Genomic DNA, 5,789 nt, shown 5'->3' with positions numbered 1-5,789 from the left:
GGCCTTCTGGGCGTCGGCAGGGCCGGGTGCGCAAGCCGGCACGGCGCCCGACGACGAGAAAACCGGCGGCGACACCACGGTGTTTGCCACCGGCCACAACGCGTTTTCATTTCCGCTGGCCAACCTGGGCGACGAGGAACGCACGCGTTTTGTCATCGGCAATTCTTTCTTCAAGCGCAACTGGGTGCAGGCGCCCTCCTCCACCACCGCGCGTGACGGCCTCGGCCCGCACTTCATCGCCCGCTCCTGTGGCGGCTGCCATGTGCAGGACGGGCGCGGCGCACCGCCCGACTTCAACCGCGGCCTGGCCGACCAGCCGGTCGGCCTGCTGCTGCGCCTGTCGGTGCCGGGCAAGGACGCGCACGGCGGGCCGCTGCCGGACCCGGTATACGGCGACCAGTTTTCCAATTTCGCGGTGCAGGGCGTGATGCCCGAGGGGCAGATATCCCTGCGCTACGACGTGGTGCGCGGCAAGTTCGCCGACGGCACACCCTACCAGCTGCAAAAGCCCCGCTACGGTTTCAGCAAACTCAACTACGGCCCGATGGCCAAAGATGTGATGGTGAGCCCGCGCATCGCGCCGCAGATGGCCGGCGTGGGTTTGCTCGAAGCGATTCCTGAAGCGGAAATCCTGCGCAATGCGCGCGAGCAGGCCGCCTCCGACAGTCCGGTGCGTGGCGTCGTCAACCAGGTGTGGGACGCGCCGACGCAGCAGATGCGCACAGGCCGCTTCGGCTGGAAGGCCAACGTCGCCACGCTGGCGCACCAGACCGCCGGCGCCTTCCTCGGCGACATGGGCATCACCTCGCCGGTCTTTCCGAAAGAGACATGCACGGCCGCCCAGAAAGACTGCCTGGCGGCGCCGCGCGGCGCACAGGGCAAGGCGAGCGAGATTGACGAAAAAACATTCAATGACGTGGTGTTTTATGAAACCACGCTGGCACCGGCGGCACGCCGCAATCCGCGCGATGCCCAGGTGGTGCGCGGCCAGAAACTGTTTGCCCAAGCGCAGTGTGCCGCCTGCCACCGCCCGAGCTACGTCACCGGCGAAAGCCCGTTTCCGCGGCTGGGCAGCAAGGCCGTGCAAGGCCAGACCATCTGGCCCTACACCGACCTGCTGCTGCACGACATGGGCGAAGGCCTGGCCGACGGCCGGCCCGACTTCCTGGCCGATGGCCGCCAGTGGCGCACGCCGCCGCTGTGGGGCATCGGCCTGGTGCCCGACGTGAACGGCCACAACCGTCTTCTGCACGACGGCCGCGCGCGCGGCGCGCTGGAAGCCGTGCTGTGGCACGACGGCGAAGCCAAAGCCAGCAAGGACAAAGTCCTGCGGATGAATGCGCAGGAACGCGCCGCGCTGGTGAAATTTCTCGAGTCGTTATGAGCCTCATGAATACGCTTCGCCCTCCATGCCGGCCTGCCCTGCTGGCTGTAGCTGGCGTGCTTTCCCTGCTGGCCTGCGGCGCCCTGCACGCGCAAACCGTCGCGCCCAACGTTGCCGTGCCGTTCTATACGGCGGGTGATTTCATGCGCGGCGTCTATCGCTTTTGGTACGCGCCGCAGGCCGCTGCGTTTGCCGAACAGGCCGGTGCCTTGCCGTCAGCGGTCTCTGCGGTGTGCGATGCGAATGCAGACACTGCCGCTGCCCGACTGGAGCAGGCCCGCGATCGCTGGAAAACCACCGCGCTCGCCTGGGACCGCTTGAGCGGCGTGCAAATCGGCCCGCTGGTGCAGCGGCGCTCCGCGCGGCAGATCGACTTTTCGCCGACGCGGCCCGAGCTCATCAAGCGGGCGATTCAGTCAGCGCCGCAAGATGCCGCCGCGATGGAAAGCATAGGCACGCCGGCCAAGGGCTTGCCGGCGCTCGAATGGCTGCTGTGGAGCCAGCCTGTTTCGTCGTCAGTACCCGACATGCCGGCGTGCCGCTACGCCGTGCAGGTGGCTGCCGATATCCAGCGCGAAGCTGACACGCTGGCCAAAGCCTTCGGCGAGCTGGCAGCGCGCCAACCCGGCGAATCGGAAGAAAGCAATGGGCCGGCGATGAGCGAGCTGGTCAACCAGTGGACCGGCTCGCTGGAACGCCTGCGCTGGGCCGAGATGGAAAAGCCCCGCATGGCCGGGGCGCAAGGTAACCGCAACGCCGCTTATGCGCGCAGCGCCAGCGGCCAGACTGCAGCGCGCTGGGCCGCGCAATGGCAGGCGCTGCGCACACTGGGCGCGTCACAGGCGCGTGAAGCACCGCTACCCGGTGCCGGCCTGGCACCGCTGGAAACCTATTTGCGCGGGCTCGGCCGCAACGAGCCGGCCAACCAGCTCGCGCAAGCGGTGAACAAAGCCGACAAAGCCATGCAAAGCGCATCGCCCGTCAACAAGGCCGGCATGGGCAGCGCCGGGCGTTCACTGGCCGACCTGAAAAAACTCGCGGAAGCCGACATCGCGCCAGCGCTGGAAGTGAGCATCGGCTTTTCAGACGCCGACGGCGACTAGGAATTTGCATGAATAAGGCTGAGGCCCTGACAACACTGCGGCGCCGGCAATGGCTGGTGCTGGCAGCGGCCGGCACCAGCGCCTGGCTCAGTCCCGCCCTGGCAGCTGCCGTCACCGCCACTACTCGGCCGCAGCAGCTGGCCGCCGTCTGGGAGGCCGCGCACGGCTACCAGGTCGGTGTGCTGGCGTATCGCAGCGCCGCGCTCCGGGTCAGCGCCGCACTCGACGTACCGACGCGCGCCCATGGTGTGTGGGTTGAGCGCAGCGGCACGCTGCTGGCGGTGGCCCGCCGGCCGGGCGACTGGCTGCTGCGCTGGAAGCCCGAAGGCGACGGCACCGGCCAGGCCATCGCCTGGGGTTGGGCCGAGCCCGACCGCGCCTTCAACGGCCACGTGATCGCCAGCCCCGACGRCAAAACGCTCTACACCACCGAAACAAACCTCGAAACCGGCGAAGGCCTGGTCGGCCTGCGTGATGCCGCCACGCTGGAGAAATTGGCCGAATGGCCGACCCACGGCATGGACCCGCACGAACTTTTGCTGGACGACGACGGCAGTTTGGTCGTCGCGAACGGCGGCATTCCCGCGCTGCCTGAAACCGGCCGCCTGAAAATTCACATGGACCGCATGGACGCCTCGCTGGTGCGGCTGGACGCACGCAGCGGCGCGCTGCTGGGCCAGTGGCGCCTGGCCGACAGGCGCCTGAGCCTGCGGCACATGGCCTGGGGCGGCGCGCCGGCGGCGGGCGGTGCGCGTGTCCTGGGCATCGCGCTGCAGGCCGAGCATGATGACACCGCGGCCAGAACCGCCGCGCCCGTGCTGGCGCTTTTTGACGGCCGGAAGTTGCAAGCCTGCGCCGCCGACGGACGCGTACTGGCTGGCTACGGCGGCGACATCACTTGGGCGGCGGGCGGTTTTGCCGTGAGCTGCCCGCGCGCCAACGGCGTGGCCATATGGCAGGCCGATGGGCGCTGGACAGGTTTTTTCCCGCTGGAAGAGGCCTGCGCCGTCACGTCGGCTCCGGCGGAGGGCCAGGCTGACACCATACTGTGGGCCGGGGGGCGGCTCGCCGCAATGACACGCGACGGCGCAGGCCGCACAGCTTTGCCGGCGCTCAAAAATATGCGGCTGGACAACCACTGGGCGCCGCTTGCGGGTTAGATAACGGTTGGGTTGACTGAGGGCATCGGCAAATCGCTATCTTTTTGATAGCTGGTCGCGCGCGTTGTTATTGGGCTACCGGCACATTTGGCACACAAAAAAGGCCCTGAAACCGCATGCCGGCAGGGATTTTTCTGGATTTTTGCCATCCCCGGACAACAAAAAACGGCTATTTTCAAAGCGAAAAACGGCTTTGACCCAAGCAGGTTCTGCGCAACCAGCTATTACTTTTATAGCAACCTGATGCCCTGCGGATTCGAGCGCAGCTTGTTCGGCGCCCTATCCGGCTCCGTTACTCGGCGGACTTCACAGCTTCTTCCACAGCTCACCGTCCCTGGAACGGTAAGTGCCACCCGTGGCGCAGCAGCCCCCTGCACCGAAGGCGATGCGCCCGAGGGTGACGGTGACGACGCCATTATCTGCCTGCAGCGACTGCCGCTCGCAATACGTGAAGAAGGGATAGAGATCGGGTTCAAGCACCATCTGCCAGCCGTTCTCGCCGGGCTCCTTGGATGACTTGGGTATGGCGCGGTAGACCTTGCAGTCATGCACCGCGAGGTGCACCGGCTTGCCACCCAGAAGTCCCTTGAATACGCGCTCCGGCGGTATCGCTGCCATGGGGTCCGGCTCGGCAGGTGACGGAGCAGGGACACTGCCGCCGCCTGCCAGCCCCAATCCAATCCCAAGCCCGACAACCAGCAGGAGCTGTCCCCACAGCATGTTCCGCTCAGGCCTCGTCACCGGCGAGAACGCCTGCCACGCCAGCGCAGCAGCAGCCGCGGCCGAAAGCGCTGTGGCGACCCAGACCAGCAGCTCCGCGGCTTCGGTGGCTGGACTGATCGCCCAGCCAACAGCCAGCACGGCCGCATTGACCAGCAATAGCACGAGGCAAGCCCATGGCCGCACCCGGGAGAACAAGCCTGCAATCAGCAGGAGCACCGTGCACAGCAGCACCGCGGGCAGCACCACCACGCCTGAAAACAGCAGCTCGAACACTCCAATCAGCCAGCCACCACTGCCCGCCATCCTGCCAACGGTGTACAGGTAAAGCGCCAGACCCAGGCCCGGCAGGGCCAACAGCTGCGCGGCGACAAAGGCAAAGGCGTAAGGTGCGTTGGAGGTTCTCAAGATGAGGGGAATTCTAGAGTGCGGCCGGATACTGTCGTATACGGCCTGCGTGAATCCCGCAGGCCCAAATGCAATCGCCCCGGCAGCCAAAGGCTGCCGGGGCGAAAAGCGTCGGGACCGGCCAGGCGCCGGCGCCGTACTGGCTTATTGCTGGCTGGTCTTCACAGCTTCAGCAGCAGCCTGGGGTGCTGCACCGGCCTTCTCGGCGCGGGGAGCGCCCAGGTTTTGCTGGGCGGTGGCGCCGTTGTAGCTCGAAGCGGAGCCGGCGTTTTGTGCCTGCAGCACCTCGCTTTTGACTTCAGCACGGGTTTTGGTCGCAGGTGCCTGCATCTGGTCAAACAAATAGGAGTTGAAGGTTTGGGCAGAAGCAGCCACGGAAGTCAGGGCGGCAACAGCAACAACGGAAGCGGCGATAAAGTTCGATTTCATGATGAATATCCTCTCAAAGTTAAGTGACGTTCCGGGCATGGCGGGCTCATCTTCCCGTCTGTCCAGCCTCGGTGAGTCGCCTTGTAGTGGGCTTCGGCTCATCGATGTATGAACTTTATTCCATTCAAATCGATCAAAAAATAGCAATTTCAACAATACATTACTGTTGAATCAGCAACAATGATGGCTTAACTTAGGGGTAAACCATGGACCGGCTTCAATCAATGCGCGTTTTTCAGCAGGTGGTGGATGACGGGAGTTTTGCGGCCGCAGCGCGCAAATTCGACATGTCTTCCGCCGTGGTGACGCGGCTGGTCGGCGACCTGGAAGATCACCTGGGCGTGCGGCTGCTGCAGCGCACCACCCGCCGCCTGGCCCTGACGGATGCCGGCGAGGCCTACCTGGCACGGGTGCGCCACATCCTCGATGACATCGACGAAGCGCATGCCGCCGCCCAGGCCCATGCGCAGGAAATGTCCGGCGTCATCCGCATTCTGACCCCGCCGGTATTTGCCGTGCACGTGATTGCGCCCCTGGTGGCGGAGTTCGCGCGGCGCTACCCCAAGGTCGTGCTGGATATCTATG

The 5,789-nt window shown here is 65.6% G+C and carries 6 protein-coding genes; 4 read left to right on the top strand and 2 right to left on the bottom strand.

The genetic code is table 11. The features are described from left to right. The 3 genes from AC1D1X_RS13740 to AC1D1X_RS13730 form a co-directional block, all read left to right on the top strand. A partial coding sequence (locus tag AC1D1X_RS13740; RefSeq protein ID WP_477698463.1) for a di-heme oxidoreductase family protein occupies positions 1 to 1,384 on the top strand: 1,384 nt, incomplete at its 5' end. A gap of 5 nt (positions 1,385 to 1,389) precedes the next feature. Then, the gene (locus tag AC1D1X_RS13735; protein WP_477670164.1) at positions 1,390 to 2,487 is read left to right on the top strand and encodes an imelysin family protein; all 1,098 of its coding nucleotides are present in this window, start codon (positions 1,390 to 1,392) and stop codon (positions 2,485 to 2,487) included. Between the two features lie 8 nt (positions 2,488 to 2,495). Further along, positions 2,496 to 3,647 carry a DUF1513 domain-containing protein gene (locus AC1D1X_RS13730; protein WP_477698462.1) on the top strand — a complete coding sequence of 384 codons (1,152 nt, stop codon included), beginning with the start codon at positions 2,496 to 2,498 and terminating at the stop codon, positions 3,645 to 3,647. A gap of 306 nt (positions 3,648 to 3,953) precedes the next feature. On the opposite strand, the gene AC1D1X_RS13725 is transcribed toward AC1D1X_RS13730, so the two are convergent. Both AC1D1X_RS13725 and AC1D1X_RS13720 read right to left on the bottom strand, forming a co-directional pair. Continuing rightward, positions 3,954 to 4,775, bottom strand: coding sequence for a hypothetical protein (locus tag AC1D1X_RS13725; protein WP_477670166.1), 822 nt, complete (start codon positions 4,773 to 4,775; stop codon positions 3,954 to 3,956). 144 nt (positions 4,776 to 4,919) lie between these two features. Further along, positions 4,920 to 5,204, bottom strand: coding sequence for a DUF4148 domain-containing protein (locus AC1D1X_RS13720; protein WP_477670167.1), 285 nt, complete (start codon positions 5,202 to 5,204; stop codon positions 4,920 to 4,922). A 206-nt stretch (positions 5,205 to 5,410) separates the two neighbouring features. Between AC1D1X_RS13720 and AC1D1X_RS13715 the strand changes: the two genes are divergently transcribed. Then, the coding region (locus tag AC1D1X_RS13715; RefSeq protein ID WP_477698461.1) for a LysR family transcriptional regulator at positions 5,411 to 5,789 on the top strand (379 nt) is incomplete at its 3' end.

This window comes from Polaromonas sp. P1_G4 (genome assembly GCF_056405475.1).
Note: the sequence above shows the minus strand (reverse complement) of the source record. Positions and strands in the feature narration are given on the sequence as shown.